The 24,542-nt window shown below is 70.4% G+C and carries 19 protein-coding genes and 1 tRNA gene; 4 read left to right on the forward strand and 16 right to left on the reverse strand.

What is annotated here, in order from left to right:
- Positions 1 to 5 precede the first annotated feature (5 nt).
- The 3 genes from ACFYWY_RS21885 to ACFYWY_RS21895 all read right to left on the reverse strand — a co-directional run bounded on the left by ACFYWY_RS21885 (position 6) and on the right by ACFYWY_RS21895 (position 1,547).
- Entirely contained in the window at positions 6 to 464 is a 459-nt protein-coding gene (locus tag ACFYWY_RS21885) for a pyridoxamine 5'-phosphate oxidase family protein (protein WP_389189117.1), read from the reverse strand.
- A 105-nt stretch (positions 465 to 569) separates the two neighbouring features.
- A complete protein-coding gene (locus ACFYWY_RS21890; protein WP_389189120.1) occupies positions 570 to 914 on the reverse strand; it encodes a VOC family protein in 345 nt (114 codons plus the stop codon).
- Between the two features lie 171 nt (positions 915 to 1,085).
- Positions 1,086 to 1,547, reverse strand: a complete 462-nt coding sequence (locus tag ACFYWY_RS21895) for a MarR family winged helix-turn-helix transcriptional regulator (RefSeq protein ID WP_389189123.1) — start codon at positions 1,545 to 1,547, stop codon at positions 1,086 to 1,088.
- A 108-nt stretch (positions 1,548 to 1,655) separates the two neighbouring features.
- Between ACFYWY_RS21895 and ACFYWY_RS21900 the strand changes: the two genes are divergently transcribed.
- Both ACFYWY_RS21900 and ACFYWY_RS21905 read left to right on the forward strand, forming a co-directional pair.
- Positions 1,656 to 2,495, forward strand: a complete 840-nt coding sequence (locus ACFYWY_RS21900) for an SDR family oxidoreductase (protein ID WP_389189126.1) — start codon at positions 1,656 to 1,658, stop codon at positions 2,493 to 2,495.
- Positions 2,496 to 2,534: 39 nt separating this feature from the next.
- Positions 2,535 to 3,362 (forward strand): SDR family NAD(P)-dependent oxidoreductase, encoded by an 828-nt coding sequence (locus tag ACFYWY_RS21905; protein ID WP_389189129.1) that lies wholly within the window; start codon positions 2,535 to 2,537, stop codon positions 3,360 to 3,362.
- Between the two features lie 86 nt (positions 3,363 to 3,448).
- Here ACFYWY_RS21905 and ACFYWY_RS21910 read toward each other — a convergent pair whose 3' ends face one another.
- Entirely contained in the window at positions 3,449 to 4,141 is a 693-nt protein-coding gene (locus ACFYWY_RS21910) for an NAD(P)-dependent oxidoreductase (protein WP_389189132.1), read from the reverse strand.
- Positions 4,142 to 4,225: 84 nt separating this feature from the next.
- Here ACFYWY_RS21910 and ACFYWY_RS21915 point away from each other — a divergent pair, with 84 nt between their 5' ends.
- Positions 4,226 to 4,894: a TetR family transcriptional regulator gene (locus tag ACFYWY_RS21915; RefSeq protein WP_389189249.1), complete on the forward strand. Its 669-nt coding sequence runs from the start codon at positions 4,226 to 4,228 to the stop codon at positions 4,892 to 4,894.
- An 11-nt stretch (positions 4,895 to 4,905) separates the two neighbouring features.
- Here ACFYWY_RS21915 and ACFYWY_RS21920 read toward each other — a convergent pair.
- The 11 genes from ACFYWY_RS21920 to ACFYWY_RS21970 form a co-directional block, all read right to left on the reverse strand.
- A tRNA-Thr gene (locus ACFYWY_RS21920) sits at positions 4,906 to 4,979 on the reverse strand.
- Positions 4,980 to 5,100: 121 nt separating this feature from the next.
- Positions 5,101 to 6,651 carry an alpha/beta hydrolase gene (locus ACFYWY_RS21925; RefSeq protein WP_389189135.1) on the reverse strand — a complete coding sequence of 517 codons (1,551 nt, stop codon included), beginning with the start codon at positions 6,649 to 6,651 and terminating at the stop codon, positions 5,101 to 5,103.
- 400 nt (positions 6,652 to 7,051) lie between these two features.
- Complete coding sequence (locus tag ACFYWY_RS21930; protein ID WP_389189138.1) at positions 7,052 to 8,257, reverse strand: DNA polymerase III subunit delta'; 1,206 nt, start codon at positions 8,255 to 8,257, stop codon at positions 7,052 to 7,054.
- Positions 8,258 to 8,870: 613 nt separating this feature from the next.
- Positions 8,871 to 11,930 carry a dTMP kinase gene (tmk, locus tag ACFYWY_RS21935; RefSeq protein ID WP_389189141.1) on the reverse strand — a complete coding sequence of 1,020 codons (3,060 nt, stop codon included), beginning with the start codon at positions 11,928 to 11,930 and terminating at the stop codon, positions 8,871 to 8,873.
- Between the two features lie 160 nt (positions 11,931 to 12,090).
- Positions 12,091 to 14,931, reverse strand: coding sequence for a type I DNA topoisomerase (gene topA / locus ACFYWY_RS21940; RefSeq protein WP_389189144.1), 2,841 nt, complete (start codon positions 14,929 to 14,931; stop codon positions 12,091 to 12,093).
- Positions 14,932 to 15,258: 327 nt separating this feature from the next.
- Positions 15,259 to 15,456: a hypothetical protein gene (locus ACFYWY_RS21945; RefSeq protein WP_389189147.1), complete on the reverse strand. Its 198-nt coding sequence runs from the start codon at positions 15,454 to 15,456 to the stop codon at positions 15,259 to 15,261.
- Between the two features lie 261 nt (positions 15,457 to 15,717).
- A complete protein-coding gene (locus tag ACFYWY_RS21950) occupies positions 15,718 to 17,229 on the reverse strand; it encodes a methyltransferase (RefSeq protein ID WP_389189150.1) in 1,512 nt (503 codons plus the stop codon).
- A gap of 36 nt (positions 17,230 to 17,265) precedes the next feature.
- Complete coding sequence (locus tag ACFYWY_RS21955; RefSeq protein ID WP_389189153.1) at positions 17,266 to 17,904, reverse strand: small secreted protein; 639 nt, start codon at positions 17,902 to 17,904, stop codon at positions 17,266 to 17,268.
- A gap of 187 nt (positions 17,905 to 18,091) precedes the next feature.
- Positions 18,092 to 20,497, reverse strand: coding sequence for a sodium-translocating pyrophosphatase (locus ACFYWY_RS21960; RefSeq protein WP_389189156.1), 2,406 nt, complete (start codon positions 20,495 to 20,497; stop codon positions 18,092 to 18,094).
- A gap of 272 nt (positions 20,498 to 20,769) precedes the next feature.
- Complete coding sequence (locus tag ACFYWY_RS21965) at positions 20,770 to 21,216, reverse strand: ATP-binding protein (RefSeq protein WP_389189159.1); 447 nt, start codon at positions 21,214 to 21,216, stop codon at positions 20,770 to 20,772.
- Positions 21,217 to 21,309: 93 nt separating this feature from the next.
- Complete coding sequence (locus ACFYWY_RS21970) at positions 21,310 to 21,663, reverse strand: STAS domain-containing protein (RefSeq protein ID WP_003967428.1); 354 nt, start codon at positions 21,661 to 21,663, stop codon at positions 21,310 to 21,312.
- A gap of 79 nt (positions 21,664 to 21,742) precedes the next feature.
- Between ACFYWY_RS21970 and ACFYWY_RS21975 the strand changes: the two genes are divergently transcribed.
- The gene (locus tag ACFYWY_RS21975; RefSeq protein ID WP_389189163.1) at positions 21,743 to 24,238 is read left to right on the forward strand and encodes a DEAD/DEAH box helicase; all 2,496 of its coding nucleotides are present in this window, start codon (positions 21,743 to 21,745) and stop codon (positions 24,236 to 24,238) included.
- Here the strand turns inward: ACFYWY_RS21975 and ACFYWY_RS21980 are convergent.
- On the reverse strand, positions 24,162 to 24,539 hold the full coding sequence (locus ACFYWY_RS21980) for an Rv3654c family TadE-like protein (RefSeq protein WP_389189166.1): 378 nt from the start codon (positions 24,537 to 24,539) through the stop codon (positions 24,162 to 24,164). The genes ACFYWY_RS21975 and ACFYWY_RS21980 overlap by 77 nt on opposite strands.
- Positions 24,540 to 24,542: the final 3 nt, after the last annotated feature.

A 24,542-nucleotide genomic window follows, 5' to 3' on the forward strand; every position in this document is an offset into this window, starting at 1 on the left:
GTGTGTCAGGCGACGACCCAGTGCCCCCCGCTCATCAGCTCGCGACCCTCGATCTCGTTGGCCTCGCGCCAGGCCTGGATGCGCTGCGGATGAATCCGGAAGTACAGGTAGGAGCTGGTCAGTTGGCGTGGATCGAACCCCGTCTTGGCCGCGAAGGCGTCGCCGACCTCGTCCTTCAGCTCGGCAGCTTCCAGTGCGAGCACGGTTCCCTCGACGAGTACGAGATCACGAGTCGGGCCGATACCGAGACGGACCTTTCCGGTGGCCTGCAGATTGCGGCTGGTCGGACTGGAGGACGGCGTGGCCATCAACAGCGTGACGCCGTCCCAGAGGAAGGACAACGGCACCAGATAGGGCGTCCCGCTCTCCGGGTCGGCCGTCGCCACCCAGGCGTCGACGTCCTGCTCGAGCCGAATCAGTGCGTCCTGCTTGCGTTGTTCCCGGGTCCGGGCGGGCGGGGTCATCCGAAGCGGCCTCCTTGGCGTCGACGTCGTCGCGGACGGGCGGCGCGGTCACCGCATGCTGCCCCGGTGACAGCGCCGCCCGTGCGGCTGAAGTGAGTCGTACCCTCAAGCAGGCTGAATGAGGCCGATGACGTTGCCGTCCGCGTCCTTGACCATGGCGGTCAGCTTGCCGCCGCCGACGTCCTTGACGCCTTCCACCTCCTGCGCCCCGGCGTCGAGGAGCGCTTTGACGCTGCCCTTGACGTCGTCCACGTTCCAGTAGGCGACGGGGCCGGTCATGCCCCTGCTGTGGCCGTGGGGATCGAGACCGATGTCCTGTCCCGCGACCCGGAAGCCGACGTAGTACGGCTCGTCCATGCTGGGCTCGACGCCCAGCACCTTGCTGAACAGGGACTTCGCGCTCGCGAGGTCCGTCACGGGGTAGATGAGCGTCTTGATGCCTTCGGTCACGGCGACTCCTCGGTTGGTGTCGTACTGCTCGTCACACGGACGGCGTTCGGTCCGTCAGAGGTATGACCCGCCGCGAGGGAGGAGTGTGACCGAGGACGACACGGTCCTTCTCGACTGCCGTCGCCTGCCGGAAAGGCGCGTCCCGCCGGGGAGGCGTCATGCGTTCGTGCGTCATGCGTCCTTGTGCTGCTTGAGCTTGCGCCAGACCGCGTCCAGGGCCCTGAGGTCCGCCTCGTCGAGTACGTCGGTGAAGACCGGCGCCAGGCACGCACGCCGCGTGGCGTCGGCCTCCTCGAAGCGGCGCCGGCCCTCATCGGTGAGCGCGACCTCGACCGCGCGCGCGTCGCGCGTGGAGGGCGTACGTGTGACCAGTTCGCGTTCCTGGAGCGCATCGAGCACGCGCGAGACCTGGCTGCGGCTGAGCATGGTGCTGTTGCCCAGGGACGAGGCGGAGACCGGCTCGTCCTGGGAGGCCAGCCACAGCATCACCTCGAACCAGGACAGCGGCAGGTCGTGCGCCTTGGTCAGGGCGCGGCCCACGCGCTCGGTGAGCACGGTTCCGGCCCACACGAGGCCGTAAAAGGCATGGTCGGGCAGGGACATTTCCCCCTGATTGAGCTTGCGAGTCGCCATGGGACGAGCATAGGGGTTGCGTGTACGTACACACAAAGATAATGTGTGTGCACACGCACTGGATTGCCATCGCCATCCGCGCCCCCCTTTCAGCGAGAGGTTTCCACCATGTCCCCCAAGGTCGTCCTGATCACCGGCACCTCCTCCGGCATCGGCCTCGCCGCCGCCGTCTCCGCGGCCGAAGCGGGCTGGCGCACGGTCGCCACGCTGCGCGACCCCGCCCGCGCCGACGCCCTGCGCAAGGCTGCCGAAACCGCCGGAGTCGAGTTGGACATCCGGCAGCTCGACGTCACCGACCCGACCTCCGTCACCGCCGCCGTCGAGGGTGTCGTCGCCGACTACGGCCGTCTCGACGCGGTCGTCAACAACGCGGGCGCCGGCCACATAGGCACCCTCGAGAACGAGACCGTCGAAGATGTACGGCGCGTCATGGAGGTCAACTTCTTCGGCGTCGTCCAGGTCACCAAGGCCGCCCTGCCCCACCTGCGCGCGACCGGCGGCCGCCTGATCACCGTCACCTCCGTCGGCGGCGTCGTCGGCCAGCCCTTCAACGAGGCCTACTGCGCGGCCAAGTTCGCCGTCGAGGGCTTCATGGAGAGCCTCGCGCCGGTGGCCGCCAAGGTGGGAATGACCGTCTCCGTCGTCGAACCCGGCGCTGTGGCGACCGAGTTCGTCAGCAACCTCGGGATCGACCCGGCAGCCCTGATCGCCGCCGCCGGCCCCTATGCAGCGCCCCTCCAGGCGTACGCGACCCGCACCCAGACGATGTTCGCCGACTCCGCGCAGACTTCTGCCCAGGCCGCTGAATCCGTCCTCGAAGCCCTTACCGCCGAACAGCCCGCCTTCCGCATCCAGACCTCCGACTGGGCCCGCGACTTCAACGGCACCAAGCTCACGGATCTCGACGGCTCGAAGGTCCTCGGGCTGACCGGCGCATACCTCGACTGACCGCCGTCGCACTGCCGACATGCAACACCAGGAGTCATCATGACCACCGCTGTCCTGATCACCGGAACGTCATCGGGCATTGGCCGCGCCGCTGTTGAGCGACTGGTCCGCCGCCCCGAACTGACCGTCTACGCCACAGCCCGCCGCCCCGAGGCCATCGCCGGCCTGGCCGACGCCGGCGCCCGTGTCCTCGCTCTGGACGTCACTGAACCCGAGTCCATGGCCGCCGCGGTCAAGTCCGTCGAGGCCGAGCACGGCGCGGTCGGCGCCCTCGTCAACAACGCGGGCTACGGCGAGTACGGGCCCGTCGAAGAGGTGCCACTCGATCGCATCCGCCGGCAGCTGGACACCAACGTCATCGGCCTGGCTCACCTCATCCAGCTAGTGCTGCCGGGAATGCGCAGAGCGGGGCGCGGCCGCATCGTCAACATCAGTTCCGTGGGCGGAAAGGTCACCTTCCCGCTCGGCGGCTTCTACCACGCCTCCAAGTTCGCCGTCGAAGGCCTCACGGACGTGCTGCGCGGCGAGGTCAAACCCTTCGGCATCAGTGTGAGCCTCATCGAGCCGGGCGCCATCCGCACCGGCTTCGGCGACACCATCACCTCGTCGCTCTCCGAGAACACCGCCGACGAGACCGGCCCGTACGCGGCCCTGAAGAAAACGCAGGACGCCCTGGTCGCCGGCGGCTTCATGGAACGGCTGGCGGGCTCCCCCGACGACGTCGCCCGCGCCGTGGAGCGAGCACTCACGGCGTCCCGTCCACGCCCGCGCTACGTGGTCACCGCTCACGCCAGGGCGCTGATCGCCTCCCGCCGACTCCTCGGAGACCGCGGGTGGGACGCCCTGGTCAGCCGGATGTACCGCTGATCGCGGCAGGCGACGGCGCCCGCGGACGCCGTCGGCATGTCGACGACACTCGACCACTCGGTGTCGGTCCGCGCCAACCGCGGCGGCTACTTCTTCTTGACGCCCTCGTTCCACATCAACTTGATGATGCTGGGCCTGACCTCCGTCGTGATCACTCCCATCGCCTTCCGGACGAAGCGGTTGTCCTCGAGCTGTCGCAGCATGCTCGCGGCGAGATCGGCGCGAGCCGTGAACAGACCGTCGGCGCTGTCCTCGGCGAGTTCGTAATCCGTCACCGTCGGGTTGTCGAACAGCCCGCACGGCCGGGCGATCGTCCAGTCCAGATCGCTTGCCCTGACCACCGATTCCATCCGGCGCATGTCCTCGTGCAGGGTCCGGCCCGCGACCCTGTTGAAGTACGGGTCCATCACCCGGTTGAAGAAGAACTCCCCGGTGGGCCGCCAGGCGGGATCGGCGACGCTGGAACTGACCACCACCAGCCGCCGCACGGCGTTGTGCCGCATGGCGGCGACGATGTTGGTCGCCCCCTGCGAGTACGTGGTGACCGGCTTGCGGCTGAACGGAACCCCGAGGGCGGACAGAACAGCGTCGCTGCCGGCGACCACCTTGTCGACCGCTTCGGCGTCGGTGACGTCGGCGCTGACCACGGTCAACCCCTCCTGCGGCGGGAGCAGTTCCGGGCGGCGGGTCACTGCCGCGACCTCGTGCCCCGCGGCCAGACCCTGCTCGATCACCTGACGGCCGGTCGGGCCACCCGCGCCGAAGACGACGATGCGCATTGCGGTCTCCTTCACCCCGACCCGGGAGGTCCGGGCTCTGGATGCCTTGACACTGACGATCGGCGCCGCAAGATTTCAACCTTGATGAATAAAACTCGCGGCCGGCCCCGGGGCAATCCGGCCACGAAAGCCCACATCGTCGAGGCCGCCCGCGGCCTGTTCCTGGAACGTGGCTACCGGGGCACGACCGTGCGCGCGGTCGCGGCCGCGGCCGGGGTCGACTCGGCCCTGATCAGCTACCACTTCGGGAACAAACAGGGGCTGTTCGGCGAGTCGGTGCAGCTTCCGTGCGGCGAATCCCTCGCCCTGTCCACAGCCCTGGCCGGCGAACGGGCCGGCCTGCCCGAACGGCTGCTGGTCGCGGTCACCGACTCGTGGGACCAGAGCGAACGGCTGCAGGTACCCCACCGGATGGCGCTGCAGGACGAGAAGGTGATGGACGTGTTCCGCGAGTACCTCGAACGCGAGCTGCTCGGCGGGATTGCTGAATTTCTGGGCGGCCCGGACGCGACCGAACGCGCCACGGCAGCCGTCGGTGTGATCGCCGGCCTCATCTTCACCAGGTACCTGAACCCGCTGGGCCCATCCGCGGGGCTGACCGCCGCCGAAGTCCACCGCGTCTTCGGCCCTCCACTGCGCGCCGCGCTCTTCGGCCGCACCCGGCAGACCCCGGCCGCGCGCCGCCAGCGCCCAGAAGGCGAGTCAACTGCCACAGAAAAGCAAAAGCCCCAGGTCACGGCGAGTGAGTCCTGAGGCTTCCACAGAGCCGCCTTCGGGATTCGAACCCGAGACCTACGCATTACGAGTGCGTTGCTCTGGCCAACTGAGCTAAGGCGGCAAGCTACGGATATACCCGTCCTCGCGAGGACACGTTCGCATCAGCAGCGGCGCCAAGTCTACAGGGTTGTTTTGGGTGCCCCGAACCAGGTCCGGGGCACCGGCACCCCGTCGGCTTGGGCTCAGCGGCAGCGCTTGTTCTCCGGCGGGACCGTGCCTTCCAGCAGGTATGTGTTGATCGCCGTGTCGATGCAGTCGCTGCCGCGTCCGTACGCCGTGTGGCCGTCGCCTTCGTACGTCAGCAGTGTCCCGGAGGAGAGCTGCTCGGCCAGCCCCTGCGACCACTTGTAGGGGGTGGCCGGGTCGCGGGTGGTGCCGACGACCACGATCGGGGCCGCGCCCTTCGCCTCGATACGGTGCGGCTCGCCGGTGGCGGGGGTGGGCCAGTACCCGCAGTTCAGCGCGGCCCAGGCGAAGCCCTTGCCGAAGACCGGGGACGCCTTCTCGAACTCGGGGAGCGCGGACTGCACGGACGCCGGGGCGGTGAAGGCGGGCGGCAGATCGAGGCAGTTCACGGCGGCGTTGGCGAACATCAGGTTCGCGTACGAGCCGTCGCCCTCACGCTCGTAGTAGCTGTCGGCCAGCGAGAGGAGAGGCGCGCCGTCGCCGGCCATGGCGCTCGCGAGGGCCTCGCGGAGCTGGGGCCAGGCGGACTCGTCGTACATCGCGGCGATCACTCCGGTGGTGGCCAGCGCCTCGCCCAGCTTGCGGCTCTCGCCGGTCGGGACGGGCCGGGCATCGAGCTCGGAGAAGAAGGCCTTCAGACGTTTGGAGGCGTCGGCGGCGGACGTGCTGCCGAGCGGGCAGTCCTTCTGCTTGACGCAGTCCGCGGCGAAGGACTGGAACGCGGTCTCGAAGCCGGCGGTCTGGTCGCGGTTCAGCTGGCGGGAGGGCAGCGACGGGTCCATCGCGCCGTCGAGGACGAGGCGGCCGACGCGGTCGGGGAAGAGCTCGGCGTACGTCGCGCCGAGGAAGGTGCCGTACGAAGCCCCGACGTAATTCAGCTTCTCGTCGCCCAGCACGGCGCGCAGGATGTCCATGTCACGGGCCGCCTCAACGGTGGAGACATGGGGAAGCACCTCGCCGGAACGCTTCTTGCAGCCCGCGGCGAAACCCTTCAGCGATGTGGTGAGCCGGGTCGTCTCGGCGGCGTCGTCGGGGGTCAGGTCGACCTGCGTGTACGCGTCCATCTCCTTGCCGGTGAGGCATTCGACCGGCTCACTGCGGGCGACGCCGCGCGGGTCGACGGCGACCATGTCGTACTGGGCGCGGACGGGGGCGGGGTAGCCGACGCCCGCGTACCCCTGGAGATAGCCGACGGCCGAGCCGCCCGGGCCGCCGGGGTTGACGAGCAGCGAGCCGAGTCGCTTGCCGGGGCCGGTGGCCTTCTTACGGGCGACGGCCAGTTTGATGGACTCTCCGTCGGGCTTGGCGTAGTCCAGCGGGGCCTTCATCGTGGCGCAGTCGAATCCGGGAACGCCGCAGTCCCGCCACTTCAGCTTCTGCGCGTAGTACGGCTTGAGCGCGGCGTCGGGGGTGGACCCCGCGTCGCCCGCGGCGGGGGCCGTCGCCGAGGCGCTCGGCGACGAACTCCCGTCCGTACAGCCGGAGATCAGCAGACCGGCCGCGGCCAGCGCGAGGGTGGAGGTGCGGAACAGGCGCCTGGTGTCCATCCCCGGAGCGTAGTGCGCGCTGAGCGGAGATGCCTTTCGGCGCACGTAAGGGTGAGCCGGTCAACGGGACGCGGCGTCCGCGACGGGTGCGGGCCAGCCGGCGCGGCGGGGTCAGGCCCGACGGCTGCGCGGCCCGCTGCCGGGGGGGCGGGGAGCCGGGGCCTGGGCGCGGCCGGGGCGCCCCGGCGGCGGCTGCCCCGCTTGCCGAGCACCTTGCCTGCCGCTCAGTGGCGCGCCCGCGGCTGCTGTCCCGCTTGACGGGCACTTTGCCTGGGGGCGGCCCGCCCGGTGGGCGCCCAAGCTGCCGCTGCCCCGCCTGCCGTGCGCCCCGCCGGTCGGCCAGCCCGTCGTTCGGCCGCGTCCGTCGCCCCCGCCCCGGACCGGCACCCCGCCTCGCCCGTCACGCCGCGCGCAGTGCCACCGCCATCGCCTCGACTGCCAGGAGCGGCGCCACATTGCTGTCCAGTGCCTGACGGCAGGCGACCACCGCCTCTATCCGGCGCAGGGTGCCCTCAGGGGTCGACGCGCGGGCGATCCGGTCGAGTGCGTCCCGTACATCGTCGTTGGCGAGCGCGATCTCTGAGCCCATCTGGAGGGCGAGCACATCGCGGTAGAAGCCGGTCAAGTCGGTGAGCGCCAGGTCCAGGCTGTCCCGCTGCGAACGCGTCTTGCGGCGCTTCTGCCTGTCCTCCAGCTCCTTCATCGCCCCGGCGGTCCCGCGCGGCATCCGCCCGCCCGCCCCCGCGCCGAGAGCCGCCTTGAGGTCCTCGGTCTCCTTGACGTCGATCTCCTCGGCGACCTGCTTGGCGTCCTCCGCGGCGGCGTCGATCAGCTCCTGGGCGGCCTTCAGGCAGCCGCCGATGTCCTCCACGCGCAGCGGCAGCCTGAGCACGGTGGCCCGGCGGGCGCGGGCCCGCTCGTCGGTGGCCAGGCGGCGGGCCCGGCCGATGTGCCCCTGGGTGGCGCGGGCGGCGGCCGCGGCGACGTCCGGCTCGATGCCGTCGCGCCTGATCAGTACGTCGGCGACGGCGGCGACTGGCGGCGTACGGAGAGTGAGGTGCCGACAGCGGGAACGGATTGTGGGCAGCACGTCCTCCAGGGACGGCGCGCAGAGCAGCCACACGGTGCGGGGTGCGGGCTCCTCGACGGCCTTCAGCAGAACATTGCCCGCGCCCTCGGTGAGGCGGTCGGCGTCCTCCAGGATGATCACCTGCCAGCGGCGGCCGGCCGGGGAGAGCTGGGCGCGGCGGACGAGGTCGCGGGTCTCCTTGACGCCGATGGACAGCTGGTCCGTACGGATCACGTCGACGTCGGCGTGCGTACCGACGAGGGCGGTGTGACAGCCGTCGCAGAACCCACAGCCGGGCTCCCCGCCGAGGGCTCGGTCGGGACTGACGCACTGCAACGCGGCGGCGAAGGCCCGCGCGGCGGTGGATCGCCCGGAGCCGGGAGGGCCGGTGAACAGCCAGGCGTGGGTCATCTTCGACGCGTCGGACAGCTGCTCACCGCGGGCTTCGGCGGTGACGCGGAGATCGGCGTCCCGCGCGGCGGCGGAAAGCTGCGCCTGGACGCGCTCTTGGCCGACGACGTCGTCCCATACGGTCATGGGCCATCACCCGCCTTTCGTGCTGGGGTCTCCCATTGTGGGGGAGGGGTCTGACAGCGGGGTCGGTCGGGGAGTTCTCCCCCACCCCGCCCCTTCCCGAAACTGGGGGCTGTTCCCAGGCCCCGGGGAGGGTGGGAGGTTGGTGGGGGCTGACGCCCCCACACCCCCAAGGGCGCCAGCTTCGCGGCGCGAGCGTCACCCGGACCCCCGACAGCGCTCGCTGCACGGCGCAAGAGGCACCCACAAACCCCCAGCGCTCGCTTCGCAGCCCGAGACGACGCCCGGACCCTGCAAAGGCGCCCGCTTCGCGGCGCAGGCGGCGCCCACACACCACAGAGTGCTCGCCTCCCAGCGCGAGCCGCACCCGCATGCCCAAAGTGTTCGCTTCCCATGGGAGCGCGGCACCGGCAGGCAGCGCTTACAGAGTTCGCTACGCAGCGCGAGTACACGCCCGGGCGCTCGACAGCGCTGGCTTCGCAGCACAAACCCCAGAACCCGAGCTTCGCGGCGCGAGCGGCGCGCCCCCGAGCCTTCGCCTCGCGGCACGAGACGACGCCCGGCGTCGCGGCCGCAGCTGCGCGCCGCGCCCCGGCCCCCGACGGTCGGCAGACCGTCAGCGCTTGCCCCGGCCGCCGCCGTTGTCGTCCTCGTCGTGCGGGCCCAGCAGTTCGTCCGCCAGGGTCGGGAGGTCGTCCAGTGGCGTCTCCTCCGCCCAGTCCGGGCGCCGGCGACCGCGGCCCGCGTCCGGGTCGACCTGGGGGAGTTCGCGGGTGCGGTCGTTCGCGCCCGCGTCCGCGCCCGCGTCCGGCGCCTCGTCGCGGAAGATGCCCGGCGGAACCTTGTCGGAGGCGTTCGCGTCCCGCGTGTCCTCCCGTACCGGCGGAAGCACCGCTGTCTCCTCCGCGTCGGCCGGGACCCTCGGAAGCACAGCCGTCTCATCCGCCGCAGGCGCCGTCGGCGTCACCGGTGACGGGACCTCCTGCGTCACCTCGTCAGGCCTGACGACGGGCGTCGGCACCGTCATGTCATTGGCCGAAGCTGACGCCGACGCCGCAGCAGTCGCCGCCTCCGCCAACCGCCGCGCCTCCTCGGCCCTCAGCAGCGCCTCTTCCGCCTTCCGCTGCTTCTCGAGACGCCGTTCCTCCGCCTCCGCCCGCAGCCGGGCCTCCTCCTCGGCCTGCCTGCGACGCCGTTCCTCTTCCGCCTGGCGTGCCTTCTCCTCCGCCTCGCGCCGACGGCGTTCCTCCTCCGCCCGGCGCTGCGCCTCTTCCGCCCGCTGCCGGGCCTCTTCCGCCTGCCGCTCGGCCTCGCGCTGCCGCGCCTCCTCCAGCTCGCGGCGCTTGCGCTCCTCCTCCTCGGCGCGGAGCTTCGCGAGCTGTTCCTGCCGCTCGCGCTCGATCCGCTCTTCCTCCGCCTTGCGCGCGGCCTCTTCCTCGGCCCTGCGCCGGGCCTCCTCCTCGGCCGCCTTGCGCGCTTCCGCCTGCGCCTTCACCTCGGCGTCGGAGAGCGGCAGCATCTGGTCGAGCCGGTGCCGTACGACAGTGGCGACCGACTGCGGCTCCTGGCCCGCGTCCACCACCAGGTAACGGCCAGGATCGGCCGCGGCCAGCGTCAGGAACCCGGCGCGCACCCGCTGGTGGAACTCCGCCGGCTCCGACTCCAGCCGGTCCGGCGCCTCCGTGAACCGTTCCCGCGCGGTCTCCGGCGAGACGTCCAGCAGCACCGTCAGATGCGGTACGAGTCCGTCCGTGGCCCACCGGGAAATACGGGCGATCTCCGTCGGCGACAGATCGCGGCCCGCGCCCTGGTAGGCGACCGAGGAGTCGATGTAGCGGTCGGAGATGACGATCGCGCCGCGCTCCAGCGCGGGCCGTACGACGGAACTGACGTGCTCTGCGCGGTCGGCGGCGTACAACAGCGCCTCCGCACGGTTCGACAGCCCCTCCGACGAGACGTCGAGCAGGATCGACCTCAGCCGCTTCCCGATCGGCGTGGCGCCCGGCTCGCGCGTGACCACGACCTCGTGGCCCTTGGCCCGGATCCACTCCGCGAGCGCCTCGACCTGCGTGGACTTCCCGGCCCCGTCGCCGCCCTCTATGGCAATGAAGAATCCGGTGGCGGCGGGTGCCTGCGCAGGGTCGGACCCGCGGCGCAGCGCGTCGCCCAGATCGCGGCGCAGCGGCACGCCCGACCGGTCGTCGGTCTTCGCGAGCACGATCGCCGCCACGGGCAGCAGCAGCGCGCCGGCCAGCATCAGCGTGAACGCCGCGCCGCCGTGCGCGAAGACGAAGTCGCCGCTCGCAAGCCGGTGCGGGCCGATCGCCGCGGACAGCAGCGGGGCCGCCATCGCGGCGAGGCCGATGGTGACCCGGACGACCGCCTGGAGGTGTTCGGTGATCCGGGCGCGCCGGAAGTCCTCCGCCTCCTGGTCGATGAGCGTATGCCCGGTGCTCGCGGCGACACCGGCCGCGAGGCCTGCGAGCAGCGCGATGATCAGCACGCTCGCGGTGTCCGGCACCAGCCCCATGGCGAGCAGCGCTACTCCGGTGACCGCGACGGCGATGGAGAGCAGCCGGCGGCGGGAGAGCGTGGGCAGTACGAACGCGCTCCCGCGGATGCCCAGCCCCGTACCGCCGGTCAGCGCGAGCACGAGCAGCGCGAAGGCGGCGGGCCCGCCGCCCAGGTCGAAGGCGTGCAGTACGGAGACTGCGACGGCGGAAGCGATCGCGCCCGCGACCGCGGCGCAGGCGAGTACGAACAGCGGAATGGCGCCCGTACGCCCCTTGTCCAGGCCGTTGCCGGTGGACGGGCGGCGCAGTCCTTCGAGCGGCGAGCGCGGTCGCGGCGTCAGCGAGCCCGGCAGCTCGACGAAGTACAGGGTCGACACGGACGCGGCGAAGAGACCGGCCGCGACATACGAACCGAGGGCGGCCTGGTGCAGCGAGAACCACTCGATGCCCGAGCCGAGCAGATTGCCGATCAGCGTGGCCACCAGCAGGACCGCGGCCCCGGCGGGGATCACGGCGAAGCCTGTACGCAGCCAGAGCCGGCGCAGCGCGTCGAGGTGGTCCGGCAGCGGGCGCACCGCGGCGCCCTCCGGCGGCGGGGCGGGCAGCAGCGCGGGCGCGGCGCCATCGCGGGCGACCGTCCAGAAACGCTCGGCGACTCCCGTCACGAAGACGGTGATCAGCAGGATGGCGGGCGCGTTGTCGGGGGTCCAGTCGATCCACAGCGGCGCGACCACGAGGAGCGCGAGACGCAGCCCGTCCGCGCCGATCATGGTCCAGCGCCGGTCGAGCGGCCCCTTGGGCGAGGTGAGGCTCGTCAGCGGGCCGAGGAGTACGGCCCCGAACAACAGGGTTGCGAGGACCCGCGCGCCGAGCACGGCGGCGACTGCGAAGGCCGCCCCGCGGTAACCGGACCCGAAAGAGCCCGCGGCGACCGCCGCCTGAAGCGTCAGCAGCAGAAGCACAAGAACGGCGACGGCGTCTCCGACACCACCCACGACCTGGGCGTTCCACAACCGCCTCAGCGGTGGGAAGCGCAACAGGGCTCGCACGGCCCGCTCACGTGAGTCCGCCACAAGTGCGTCGGATGCGTCGGAGTCTGAGGCAGTCTCTGAGACGGTGCTCACGACCGCCTGCTGCTCGGCTGGCTGCTCGGCTCGCGTCATCCGCCCAGCCTATCCGGAGCGCCCCGCTCCCCGGAGGCCTGCCCGAACATACGGGCGCTTTGTACGGAGGATGAGAAAGCTCCCTCGCACAAAGCGCCCATAACGCGTACTTACCCGCCACACGCACACACTCGTCGCACGGGCTTACCGTCACACGTGCTTACTCGTCCGCCGACGCCGACGTCTTCTCCGCAGCAACCGTCTTCTTCGCAGCAACCGTCGTCTTCGCGGCTGTCTTCTTGGCGGCGGTCTTCTTCGCGACCGTCTTCTTCGCAGCGGTCTTCTTGGCGGCGGTCTTCTTCGCCGGCGCCTTCTTGGCCGGAGCCTTCTTCGCCGTCTTCTTGGCGGGCCCCTTGGCGCGCTTCTCGGCGAGCAGTTCGTAGCCGCGCTCCGGTGTGATGCCCTCGACGCTGTCGTCGGTGCGCAGCGTGGCGTTCGTCTCGCCGTCGGTGACATACGGACCGAATCGGCCGTCCTTGACCACCACAGGGCGCTCGCTCACCGGGTCCGTGCCCAGCTCCTTCAGCGGCGGCTTGGCGGCGGCCCGCCCGCGCTGCTTCGGCTGCGCATAGATCGCCAGGGCCTCGTCCAGCGTGATGTTGAAGAGCTGGTCCTCGCTCTCCAGCGAGCGCGAGTCCGTTCCCTTCTTCAGATACGGGCCGTACCGGCCGTTCTGCGCGGTGATCTCCACGCCCTCCGCATCGACGCCGACGACCCGCGGCAGGGACATCAGCTTCAGCGCGTCCTCGAGCGTGACCGTCTCCAGCGACATCGACTTGAAGAGCGAGGCCGTCCGCGGCTTGACCGCGTTCTTGCCGGTCTTCGGGGTGCCCTCGGGCAGCATCTCTGTCACATACGGGCCGTACCGGCCGTCCCGCGCGATGATCTGGTGCCCGGTGGCCGGGTCCGCGCCCAGCTCGAAGTCGCCGCTCGGCTTGGCCAGCAGCTCCTCCGCGTACTCCACGGTGAGCTCGTCCGGAGCGAGATCCTCAGGGACGTCGGCGCGCTGGTGGCCCTCCGCGTCCTTCTCACCGCGCTCGATGTACGGGCCGTAGCGGCCGACGCGCAGCACGATGTCATCGCCGACCGGGAAGCTGGAGATCTCCCGGGCGTCGATCGCGCCGAGGTCGGTCACCAGCTCCTTCAGACCGCCGAGGGCGTCGCCGTTGCCGTTGCCCGCGCCGGACGCGGCGCCCGCGTCATCGCCCACGCCGAAGTAGAAGCGCCTCAGCCACGGCACGGCCCGCGCCTCGCCCCGCGCGATGCGGTCGAGGTCGTCCTCCATCCTGGCGGTGAAGTCGTAGTCGACGAGCCGGCCGAAGTGGGTCTCCAGCAGATTGACCACGGCGAAGCTCAGGAACGACGGGACGAGCGCCGTCCCCTTCTTGAAGACATAGCCGCGGTCGAGGATGGTGCCGATGATCGACGCGTACGTCGAAGGGCGGCCGATCTCGCGCTCTTCCAGCTCCTTGACCAGCGAGGCCTCGGTGTAGCGGGCCGGCGGCTTGGTCGCGTGGCCGTCCACCGAGATCTCCTCGGCGGCCAGTGCGTCGCCCTCTGCGACCTGCGGCAGACGGCGCTCGCGGTCGTCGAGCTCGGCGTTCGGGTCGTCGGCGCCTTCCACGTAGGCCTTCATGAAGCCGTGGAAGGTGATCGTCTTGCCGGACGCGGTGAACTCGGCGTCCCGGCCGTCGCTCGCCCGGCCGCCGATCCTGACGGTGACACTGTTACCGACCGCGTCCTTCATCTGGGAGGCCACGGTCCGCTTCCAGATCAGCTCGTAGAGCCTGAACTGGTCGCCGGTCAGTCCCGTCTCGGCCGGGGTGCGGAAACGATCACCCGAAGGACGAATCGCCTCGTGCGCCTCCTGCGCGTTCTTGACCTTCGCGGCGTACACACGCGGCTTGTCCGGCAGGTAGTTGGCGCCGTACAGCTGCGTGACCTGCGCCCGGGCCGCCGCGACCGCGGTGTCGGAGAGCGTGGTGGAGTCCGTACGCATATAGGTGATGAAGCCGTTCTCGTACAGCTTCTGCGCGACCTGCATGGTGGCCTTGGCCCCGAAGCCCAGCTTGCGGGAGGCCTCCTGCTGCAGCGTCGTCGTACGGAAAGGAGCGTACGGAGATCGGCGGTACGGCTTCGACTCGACCGCGCGGACGGCGAACGAGGCGTCCTGGAGCGCGGCGGCCAGCGCGCGGGCGTTCGTCTCGTCCAGGTGCAGGACCTGGGCGGACTTGAGCTGCCCGTCCGAACCGAAGTCGCGGCCCTGGGCGACGCGCTGCCCGTCGACGGTGTTCAGGCGTGCCGTCAGGGTCGAGGGGTCGGAGGCGTCACCGGCGCGGCCGGTGGAGAACGTGCCGGTCAGATCCCAGTACTCGGCGGAGCGGAAGGCGATGCGCTCGCGCTCACGCTCGACGACGAGACGGGTGGCGACCGACTGCACACGGCCGGCGGAGAGCCGCGGCATGACCTTCTTCCACAGGACCGGCGAGACCTCGTAGCCGTAGAGACGGTCGAGGATACGGCGGGTTTCCTGGGCGTCGACCATGCGCTGGTTCAGCTCGCGCGGGTTTTCGACAGCCTCGCGGATCGCTTCCTTGGTGATCTCGTGGAAGACCATCCGGTGGACGGGAACCTTGGGCTTGAGGACCTCGAGCAGATGCCAGGCGATGGCCTCGCCCTCGCGGTCCTCATCGGTGGCGAGGAAGAGTTCGTCGGATTCGGCGAGCTGCTCCTTGAGCTTCCTGACCTGGGCCTTCTTGTCGGCGTTGACGACGTAGATCGGCTGGAAGTCGTTCTCGACATCCACACCCAGGCGGCGCACTTCACCGGTGTACTTCTCGGGCACCTCGGCGGCGCCGTTCGGGAGGTCGCGGATGTGCCCGACACTCGCCTCGACGACATAGCCGGGGCCGAGATAGCCCTTGATCGTCTTCGCCTTGGCAGGCGACTCGACGATCACGAGTCGGCGGCCGCCCTGTGCGGTCTCGCTGGTCGGGGACAACTTCGCTCTTCTCTCTCCGGTCGACGCTCGGTGGGCAGATACAGCAGTACGGCACTGCGTACGCACTGCTATGTCGCTGCTGTCGCTGCGGAGTGTGACGGTACAACCCGCCCCCGTGTCAAACGGCAAAAGCCCGCAACGGCCACTCGAACGGTAACCCGAGTCCGGCCATTCCTGCCGCCCGGACCGGGACGAGACCGGCACGGCAGGGTTCCGGCCCCTTGATCAGTACGCGGACCAGACCTCGATCAGGCGGCGGACCGGACCGCGGCTCAGAGGCAGCTGAGAGCCAGCTCAGACGCGGATCAGAGGTGGATCAGAGGCAGATCAGACGCGGCCGAAGCTCCACACGCCGAGGGCGAGGAACGCTGCGCCGAAGAATGCCGCGAGCGTGACTGCCGTGGCGGGACTCACTCCGTGCGCGACAGGTGCCCGGTGCCGCAGACGCGCTCCAGTCCACAGCAGCAGCCCGGCCCCGAACAGCGTGAACGCCGTACCGGCGAAGATCGCTGGCCCGCTCTCCATGTTCCGTACCCGGCCTTTCACTGATGCCAAGGTGATCCCCGGAGGCCGAGGCTGACACCTCGGGGCGTCTCGGGCGCGAATTCCGGGTGAACGCCGCGTGGGTTCACCCGCCCGATCGCCGGAGCCGGTCGGGCGGGTGCCGGTCGGCGCCGCGCGGTGCCGGTCGGAGCGGTGCCTGCCAGGGGCTTGCGGGGGCCTGCCGAGAGCCGCGTGGCGGAGGCGGCCGCTCCCCTCCCTCTTCTGATGTTGGCCGGTTTCATCTCATGAACGGACCGGTTCCAGGAAGCCCTCTTCCACCAGCAGCCGGAGCGCCTGCGGCGTGCGGTCGCGCAGCAGCACCGGATCCTCCTGGAGCAGCTGGGCGATCGCGTCCAGGATCCGCCCGGCGCTCAGCGTCCCGTCGCACACGCCGGCGAAGCCCGCGCCGACCGTGTCGACCTTGGTGGCCCGCCGCATTCCGCGGTGCTGACGGAGCACCACATGCTCGGGATCCTCCGCGCCGGGCAGCCCGACCTGCTCCTGGACGACCTCCGCCGTCAGCGTGAAACGGTCGGCGAGCAGCGCCGCGTCGTCGTGCGTACGCAGATAGTCCTGCCGCTCGAAATGCGCCCGCACACTCTCACCCAGCGGCTGCTCGACCGGGTGCGGCCACTCCTCGGCGACGATGGACGGGCGATCGGAACCGGACTTCCTGAGCGTGATCCAGCCGAAGCCGACGGCCTTGGTCCTGCGCGCATCGAACTCGTCCAGCCATGCGTCGTACCGAGCCGCGTACTCGGCCGGGTCGGTGCGATGGTCGCCGCTGTCGCGCAGCCACAACTCGGCGTACTGCGTCACGTCCTGCACCTCGCGCTGCACGATCCAGGCGTCACAGCCGCGCGGCACCCAGGAGCGCAGGCGCTCCTGCCACTCCTCCCCCTCCACGTGCTGCCAGTTGGCGAGGAACTGGGCGTAACCCCCGTCGTTCAGCCTGTCGCCCGCCTGCTGAACGAGCGAGCGGCACAGATCGTCCCCGCCCATCCCGCTGTCCCGATAGGTCAGTCGGGCACCGGGGGAGATCACGAACGGCGGATTCGACACGATCAGGTCGTACGTGTCCTTCCCGACCGGCTCGAAGAGCGAGCCCTCGCGCAGATCGGCCTCCGGCGCCCCGGAGAGCGCGAGCGTGAGCCGCGCGAAGTGCAGGGCGCGCGGGTTCAGATCAGTGGCCGTGACCCGGGTCGCGTGCTGCGCGGCGTGTAGCGCCTGGAGGCCGGAGCCGGTGCCCAGGTCGAGCGCGGAGGACACCGGTGTACGGACGGTGATCCCGGCAAGCGTGGTGGACGCTCCGCCGACGCCGAGGACGACTCCCTCGCCCTGGCCGCTGGCACCGCCGGCGCCGCCGACCGCGCACCCGAGGTCGGAGACGATGAACCAGTCCTGCCCCTCGGGACCGCCGTAGGGCCGAACGTCCACTGTGGCCCGTACGTCGTCGCCGTCCCGCACCAGCCAGCCGTCGGCCAGGCACTCCTCGATCGGCAGCGCGGCCCGTGCCCGTTCGTACGCGACGGGTCGCTGGAGCAGGAACAGTCGTACGAGCGTGTCCAGGGCGCTGTCCCCGCGGGTGGCGCGCAGGGCGGGCACGGTCTCGCTGCGGGCGAGGGCGGCGTACGCGGGTGCGCCGAGCAGGTCGAGCAGCCCGTCGGCGGTGAAGGCGGCGTCGAGGAGCGCCTCGCGCAGCCGCGGCGAGCAGTCGGGCGAGGGAAGGCCTGGGACGAGGCTGGTCGTACTCACCCGCCCATTGTGGCGGCCGCCACTGACAAACGCCGCCTACGGGGCGGCCGACTCCTTCTTGGACGCCGATCCGGACGGCGTGGCCTGTGCGGGCGAGGCCGATCCTGTGCCGCCGGCGGCGGGGCTCGACGTCTTCGCCGCCTGGCAACCGGGCTCCTTCGCCATCGCCTTGCCGAGCTCGCCGGACTGCAGCTTCTTCAGCGCGTCCTGGTCCATCTTCTCGATCTTCTTCAGACCCTCGGCGACACCCTGCAGGCCGTCCGCGAACTTCTGCTGGTCCTTGGCGTCCAGCGCGTCGACCTGCTTCTTCAGACCGAGATAGGCAGTGGCGGTGTCGTTGAGCTCCTTGACCGCGTCCTGCTGCAGCTTCTCGCCGCTGTCGACCGGTGGCGTACCGGCACTCTGCACAGCGGTGGCGAGCGCCTTGTCCGCGTCGGCGATGTCCTGGAAGGCCTTCGAGTCGGCGGCCTGGATGTCGGCCGGCTTGCCGTCCGCCGCGGTCGAGATGATGGTCTGCTGGGCGTTGGCTCTCTTCTGGATCTGCGGCTGTGCCTGGTCGCAGACCTTCTTGGCCCAGGCATTCACCTTGTCGTCACCGTCGTCGCTGCTGCAGCCGGACAGTGCCAGTACCAGTACCGCACCGCCGGACAGCGCGGCCGCAAGCTTCTTGTTCACCGGATTGGTCCCTTCCAAGGCTCTCGGCCCCGGAACATACACGCCAAGTGGGCGACAACCGCATGTCGCACATCCGATTGATGGCTTTTTGTGACCATTTGCACCAAGGGAGACAAGGCTCACGACGGCATGCCAACGGGCGGGCAGCACGTCAATACGCGCTGCCCGCCCGCCTCTTGAGCAGGTGTTATGAAACCACCGCTGGATCAGGCGACTTCGCGCTCCGCTCCGCGAGGTTGTCTTCGTCACCCACAGCGATGCCGCGCCGCTTGGAGATGTACACAGCGCCGACGATGATGAGAATGGCGAGCACCGCCACCAGCGCACGCACTCCGGCACTGGCGTCGTCCCCGTAGCTGAACTGGACGACCGCGGGCGCGATCAGCAGCGCCACCAGGTTCATCACCTTCAGCAGCGGGTTGATTGCCGGGCCCGCAGTGTCCTTGAACGGGTCGCCGACGGTGTCGCCGATGACGGTCGCGGCATGGGCCTCACTGCCCTTGCCGCCGTGGTGGCCGTCTTCTACCAGCTTCTTGGCGTTGTCCCACGCGCCACCGGAGTTGGCGAGGAAGACGGCCATCAGGGTGCCGGTGCCGATCGCGCCCGCCAGGAAGGAGCCCAGGGCTCCGACGCCGAGCGAGAACCCGACCGCGATCGGGGTCAGTACGGCGAGCAGACCAGGTGTGGCCAGCTCGCGCAGCGCGTCCTTGGTGCAGATGTCGACGACGCGCCCGTACTCCGGCTTCTCGGTGTAGTCCATGATCCCGGGGTGCTCGCGGAACTGCCGCCGCACCTCGTAGACCACCGCGCCCGCCGACCGGGACACCGCGTTGATCGCGAGACCCGAGAAGAGGAAGACGACCGCGGCGCCGAGGATCAGCCCCACCAGGTTGTTGGGCTGCGAGATGTCCATCACGAGGTTCATCGGAGCGCCGTCGCCGACCTTCTCGCCGACCTCCCGGGCCGCGGTCGCGATGGCGTCGCGGTACGAACCGAAGAGCGCCGCCGCGGCCAGTACGGCCGTGGCGATGGCGATTCCCTTGGTGATGGCCTTGGTGGTGTTGCCCACGGCGTCGAGGTCGGTGAGCACCTGCGCGCCCGCGCCCGTGACGTCGCCGGACATCTCGGCGATGCCCTGGGCGTTGTCGGAGACGGGGCCGAAGGTGTCCATGGCGACGATGACGCCGACGGTGGTGAGCAGGCCGGTGCCGGCCAGCGCCACCGCGAAGAGGGCGAGCATGATCGACGTACCGCCGAGCAGGAACGCCCCGTACACGCCCAGGCCGATCAACAGCGCGGTGTAGACGGCGGATTCGAGACCGATGGCGATGCCGGCCAGCACGACCGTGGCGGGTCCGGTCAGCGAGGACTTGCCGATGTCCCGCACGGGACGCCGGGTGGTCTCGGTGAAGTACCCCGTCAACTGCTGGATCAGGGCCGCCAGCACGATGCCGATGGCGACGGCGACGACCGCCAGAATCCGCGGGTCCCCTCCGTGCGACCGGATGGCAGCATCGGTGACGCCGTCCAACTTGGCGTACGAGGACGGCAGATAGATGAAGACCGCGACAGCCACCAGGACGAGCGAGATCGCCGCGGAGATGAAGAATCCGCGGTTGATGGCGGTCATCCCGCTGCGGTCGGCGCGCCGCGGGGCGACCGCGAAGATGCCGATCATCGCGGTGACCACGCCGATCGCCGGGACGATCAGCGGAAAAGCGAGTCCGGCGTCGCCGAATGCCGCCTTGCCGAGGATGAGCGCCGCCACGAGCGTGACGGCGTACGACTCGAAGAGGTCGGCCGCCATGCCCGCGCAGTCGCCGACGTTGTCGCCCACGTTGTCCGCGATTGTCGCGGCGTTGCGCGGGTCGTCCTCGGGGATTCCCTGTTCGACCTTGCCGACGAGGTCGGCTCCGACGTCGGCGGCCTTGGTGAAGATGCCGCCGCCGACACGCATGAACATGGCGATCAGTGCGGCGCCGAGGCCGAAGCCCTCGAGCACCTTGGGGGCGTCGGCCGCGTAGACGAGAACCACGCTGGAGGCACCGAGCAGGCCGAGGCCCACCGTGAACATGCCGACCACGCCTCCCGTCCGGAAAGCGATCTTCGTGGCCTTGTGCGCTACGGCCGTCAGATCCTTTTCCGGCTCGCCCTCTGCCGGTGTTGCTTCACGCGCCGCCGCGGCGACACGCACATTCGCTCTTACGGCAAGACGCATGCCGATGTATCCGGTGGCCGCCGAGAACAGCGCACCCACCAGGAAGAACACCGATCGACCGCCGCGCTGCGACCAGTCGTCCGCCGGAAGAAGCATCAGCAGGAAGAACACCACGACGGCGAAGACGCCGAGGGTGCGCAACTGCCGCGCGAGATAGGCATTCGCGCCTTCCTGCACGGCTGCCGCGATCTTCTTCATGGAATCGGTGCCCTCGCCGGCGGCCAGCACCTGGCGCACCAGCAGCTGGGCGACGATCAAGGCCAGCACCGCGACTGCGGCGATGACGATCACGATCAGTCTGTTGTCGTCGGTCAGTACCGCGGCTGCGAGAGAAGTGGGTTGATCGGACAGTTCTGGATTGACGAGCCCCGCCATTCGTCCTCCTTGACGCTCAGAGCTCAAGATGTGGACGGATTGTAGGGAGCGGAACCTGATCAAAACAGGGTGCGGCAATTGAGATTGACCTTCGCTTGCTACTCAGCAAATGATCGGGCCCGGAAACAGCCCCCGAAAGAAGTAATGGGGCAAAGGCATTGACGCGCATTGAATGATCTAGAGGAAAAGGAAAAGGCCCTGCTCAGCAGGGCCGTATCCAATAAAGACGATCAAAGGGCCGGTGGTGTGCGCCCGTTGTCGATCATCCGGAGTCAGGGCAAGACGGTGACGGGCGTCGTCGGCCAACTCATCCGGATCACGCCCCCCTCCTCGCTTGAACTGACCTCCACGTCGTCGACGAGACCGCTGATCACCGCGAGGCCCATCTCGTCCTCACCCTCGGAGTCCGCGTCCTCGTCCGTGCCGTTGCGCACGCCTGGGACCGCCGTGGAACCCTCGGCGCCCGCTCCCGGGACCTCGTCCCTGACCTCGATGGAGAAGGCTTTCTCCTCCTCGGACAGGGCGACCTGGACGGGGGCGGTGATGCCGTAGCTGCGGTGCAGCCCGACGGCACGGCTGCACGCCTCACCGACCGCGAGCCGGACCTCGTCCAGCACGGCCTCGTCGACCCCGGCCCGGCGAGCCACGGCAGCGGCCACCAGACGGGCGGTCCTGACATGCTCAGGCTGAGCACTGAAGCGGAGTTCAACGGTGGCCATGCAATCCCCCTCGCGGACGTACGGGCGTGCATCTCAGGGGCCCGGGCTGGATGCCCGGTACCCCTCCCTTCTTCCGGCAGTCTCCGGCCAACCTCAGTCGGTGGCCGCGACAGCTTCGTCGACCGTGGTGTGAATCGGGAACACCTTGGTCAGACCTGTGATCCGGAAGATCTTGAGAATGCGCTCCTGATTGCAGACCAGGCGCAGCGAGCCCTCATGCGCGCGCACGCGCTTCAGGCCGCCCACGAGAACGCCGAGTCCAGTGGAGTCGAGGAAGTCCACGCCCTCCATGTCGACAACCAGGTGGTAGCTGCCGTCGTTCACCAACTCGACCAACTGCTCGCGCAGCTTGGGCGCGGTATACACATCAATCTCGCCACCGACCTCGACGACCGTACGGTCGCCACCAGGTCCGGACACATTGCGAGTCGACAGGGACAGGTCCACGGATCCTCCAGCACCTTGCTATCGAGCGGCCGCCCCCTGAGGTCTCCCCGGCGGAGCCGGAGGACGGTCGCCAGCCGCGATGGCATTCAATCACTTACCAGCAGCCATGCACGACGCCTTGGGACCATTGTCCGTCACGCCGGTGACAGACTCGGTGCCGATGGCCATGAATCACCGTCCCAGACGACCTCCCGAGAGCGGGGACACCCGCCCCTCCCCCGGTACGGTCCTTGACCGGCTCACCACGGGGGCGGGCCGGGCCGCGCGCATCACTCATACGGAGCACTTGCCCCCGAGGCCCGGCCGCCATGCCGTCTGGCCCGACCGCATCCGCCCGGAAGTGATCAACGCCATTCAGCAGGCGGGCATCGACCACCCCTGGGTCCACCAGGCAGCCGCCGCCGAGCACGCTCTGGACGGCGAATCGGTCGTCATCGCGACCGGAACGGCCTCGGGCAAGTCGCTGGCCTACCTCGCTCCCGTACTCACCACCCTCCTCGACGGAGCCGAGGCCCCGAACGGACGGGGTGCGACGGCCCTCTACCTCGCCCCGACCAAGGCCCTCGCCGCCGACCAGTGCCGCGCGGTCAAGGAGCTCAGCGCGCCGCTCGGCAACCGCGTCCGCCCCGCGGTCTACGACGGCGACACGCCGGTCGAGGAACGCGAATGGGTGCGGCAGTACGCCACCTACGTGCTCACCAACCCGGACATGCTCCATCGCGGCATACTTCCCTCACACCCCCGCTGGTCCTCCTTCCTGCGCTCCTTGCGCTACGTCGTCATCGACGAGTGCCACACCTACCGGGGTGTCTTCGGCTCCCACGTCGCCCAGGTGCTGCGCCGCCTTCGCCGCGTATGCGCCCGCTACGGTGCGAATCCCGTCTTCCTCCTCGCCTCCGCCACCGCCGCGGAACCCGCTCTGGCCGCCGGCCGGCTCACCGGACTGCCCGTCCACGAGGTCGCCGACGACGCCTCGCCCCGCGGCGAGCTCGTCTTCGCCCTCTGGGAGCCGCCGCTCACCGAGCTGCACGGCGAGAAGGGCGCGCCGGTACGCCGCACCGCCACCGCCGAGACCGCCGACCTCCTCACCGACCTGACCGTGCAGGGAGTCCGCACCGTCGCCTTCGTACGCTCCCGGCGCGGCGCCGAGCTCGTCTCCGTCATCGCCAAGGAACGTCTGGCGGAGGTGGACCGCTCGCTGCCTCAGCGTGTCGCCGCCTACCGGGGCGGCTACCTCCCCGAGGAGCGCCGAGCCCTGGAGCGCGCCCTGCACTCCGGCGAGCTCCTCGGCCTGGCCGCCACGACCGCCCTGGAGCTGGGCGTCGACGTCTCCGGCCTCGATGCCGTCGTGATCGCCGGCTACCCCGGCACACGCGCCTCCCTGTGGCAGCAGGCAGGCCGTGCGGGCCGCTCCGGCCAGGGCGCCCTGGCCGTCCTCGTCGCCCGCGACGACCCGCTGGACACTTTCCTCGTCCACCACCCCGAGGCGCTGTTCCAGCAGCCTGTGGAGTCCACGGTCCTCGACCCCGACAATCCGTACGTTCTCGCCCCCCATCTGTGCGCTGCCGCGGCCGAGCTCCCGCTCACGGACGCCGACCTGGATCTCTTCGGCCCGGCGACCGCCGAGCTCTTGCCCCAGCTGGAGACCGCCAAGCTGCTGCGCCGCCGGGCGTCGGGCTGGCACTGGACCCGCCGCGAGCGGGCCGCCGACCTCACCGACATCCGGGGTGAGGGCGGCCGCCCCGTCCAGATCGTCGAGGCCGCCACCGGCCGGCTGCTGGGCACGGTCGACGAGTCGGCCGCCCACAGCGCGGTCCACGACGGCGCCGTCCACCTCCACCAGGGCCGTACGTACCTGGTGAAGCACCTGGACCTGGAGGACTCGGCCGCCCTCGTCGAGGAGGCCAACCCGCCGTACTCCACCACCGCCCGCGACACCACCTCCATCTCCGTACTCGAAACCGACACCGAGATTCCGTGGGGCGATGGACGCCTCTGCTACGGCTCCGTCGAGGTCACCAACCAGGTCGTCTCCTTCCTGCGCCGCAAACTCATCACGGGTGAGGTACTCGGAGAGACCAAACTCGATCTGCCGCCGCGGACCCTGCGCACCCGGGCCGTGTGGTGGACGGTCACCGAGGACCAGCTGGACGCCGCCCGGGTCAACCCGGAGCAGCTGGGCGGGGCCCTGCACGCCGCCGAGCACGCCTCGATCGGGATGCTGCCGCTCTTCGCCACCTGCGACCGCTGGGACATCGGCGGCGTGTCCGTGCCACTCCATCCGGACACGCTGCTGCCGACGGTCTTCGTGTACGACGGCCATCCGGGTGGTGCGGGCTTCGCCGAGCGGGCCTTCCACACCGCCCGTGAGTGGCTCGCGGCCACCCGTGAGGCGATCTCCTCCTGCGAGTGCGAAGCGGGCTGCCCGTCCTGCATCCAGTCCCCCAAGTGCGGCAACGGCAACGACCCGCTGCACAAACGCGGCGCGGTCCGCCTCCTCACGGAACTGCTCCGGGAAGCCCCTGCCGCCCCGCCAGGGCTGCGGGGAGCCCCGGCGGCCCCGCCCGCGCCCTGACCGTCGGCGCGTACGGCCCGAAGCGGGCCTGAGCCGTCACCTCGGCGATCTCGCCCCGCACGGCACACCGCAGCACCGCTGCGCCCTGCGCCCTGGCCACCTCGGCCGCCTTGCCGCAGGCCGCGGCCGTGCCCCGCAGGGCGTGATCGGCCGCGGCAAGCACCGCCAGGTCGGCGGTGGAGCCGGCCCGGTGCCGGGCGACGACCACCTGCCCCATGGCCAGGACGACGGCGAAGACGGCAAACAGCACGGTGGTGACCATGGCAGCCCAGACGGTCGCCGACCCGCGGTCCTGGGGCATGGG

Source organism: Streptomyces sp. NPDC002870 (genome assembly GCF_042888505.1).
Classification (GTDB): domain Bacteria; phylum Actinomycetota; class Actinomycetes; order Streptomycetales; family Streptomycetaceae; genus Streptomyces.